The sequence below is a fragment of the Spirillospora sp. NPDC049652 genome (genome assembly GCF_040675125.1).
Lineage (GTDB): Bacteria > Actinomycetota > Actinomycetes > Streptosporangiales > Streptosporangiaceae > Spirillospora.
In genome coordinates this window covers 1-1,376 of sequence record NZ_JBFAOF010001421.1, presented here as the reverse complement: position 1 = coordinate 1,376, position 1,376 = coordinate 1, and the positions used below count along the sequence as shown (strand labels likewise).

At 74.6% G+C, this 1,376-nt stretch carries 1 protein-coding gene; it reads right to left on the bottom strand.

Annotation, left to right across the window (positions count from 1 at the left end; translation table 11 throughout):
• The coding region (locus tag AB0J52_RS40725) for an LCP family protein (RefSeq protein WP_500188580.1) at positions 1-1,376 on the bottom strand (1,376 nt) is incomplete at both ends.

Below are 1,376 nucleotides of genomic sequence, written 5' to 3'. Positions count from 1 at the left end.
CGGGCCCGAGCACGACCCGCACGCCGCCCGCCGGCAGCGACGGGTCGGCGGTGGCCGTCACGCCGAGCAGCTTGGCGATCCGCCTGCCCGCGGCCCCGGTGCCCGGCCCGTACCGCACGGTCGTGCGCGTGCGCGGCGCGGTGTTCCCGATCCTCCCGGTCGGATAGCCCGCCTGGGACAGCGCGCCCGCGACCCGGGCGGCCATCCCGGCGCGGCCGCCGCCGTTCAGCACGTCCACGGTCGCCTTCGCGCCGTCCCCGCTCTCGCCGCCGCCCGCGCTCCCGGCCGCCGCGGTGACCGGGGGCCGCTTCGGCGGGTGGAGGGTGTCGTGCACCATCGCCCGGATCTTTCCGGGGTCCACCAGGTTCACCGACTGCCGGTTGATCATGCCGAAGCCCTCGATCGGCAGCGTGTGGAACTCGATGTTCCCGCCGGTCAGGCTCCTGGCCTGCTGCGCGAAGCCGAGGACGTCCCAGCCGGAGTCCATCACGACGTCCTTCTGGGCGACCTTCAGCAGCGCGCGCATGCGGCGGAGGTCGCCGAAGACGCCGTCCTGTTCCAGCTTGTGCGTGACCGACGCGAGGAACGCCTGCTGCCGGTGCGTCCGGTCGAGGTCGCCGTTGGCGAGGCCGTGCCGCTGCCGGACGAACGCCAGCGCCTCCGCCCCGTCGAGGTGCCGGCGTCCGGCGGGGAAGTCCGCGCCGGAGTAGACGTCCCGGACGGGGTGGTTGAGGCAGACGTCCACGCCGCCGAGCGCGGTGGCGAGGTCGTAGAACCCGGCGAGGTTGACCTCGGCGAAGTGGTCGATCGGCACGCCGAGCAGGTCCCGGACGGTCGAGATCGTCGCCTTCCGCGCGGCCTCCCGGCCGGCGCGCTCCAGCCGGTGCCGGTTCTGCTCGCCGCGCGCGACCAGCCGCTCCTCGGTGAACGCCTTGGTGACGCCGTACGCCTCCTTGATCTTGCCGTGCCGCTGCGGCCCGACCGCGTCGGTGTAGTCCACGTAGTCGTCGCGCGGGATGGAGAACGCGATCGCCCGGCCGCCGTCGTCCGGGACGTGCAGCAGGATCAGCGTGTTGGTGTTGTAGCCGCCCACGCCCTCCTCGTTCACGCCGCGCGCGCTGCCCGCGTGGAGCTGCCGCAGGACCGCCTTCGGCAGCGGGTCGCCGTTCTGGTCCTTGCGCGAGTCGAGCCCGATGAGCAGGATGTTCGTCGCGCCGTCGGCCGATCTCGGGCCGTGCCCGATCGCGTGCGACGAGCCGAGGCCGCGCAGGCTGTTCAGGACGAAGAACGACAGGCCGCTCGCCAGCAGGACCGCCCCGGCGGCCGCGCACGCGACCGCGTACGCCACGTTCCCCGCGGCCCGCCGCGCGCGGTCC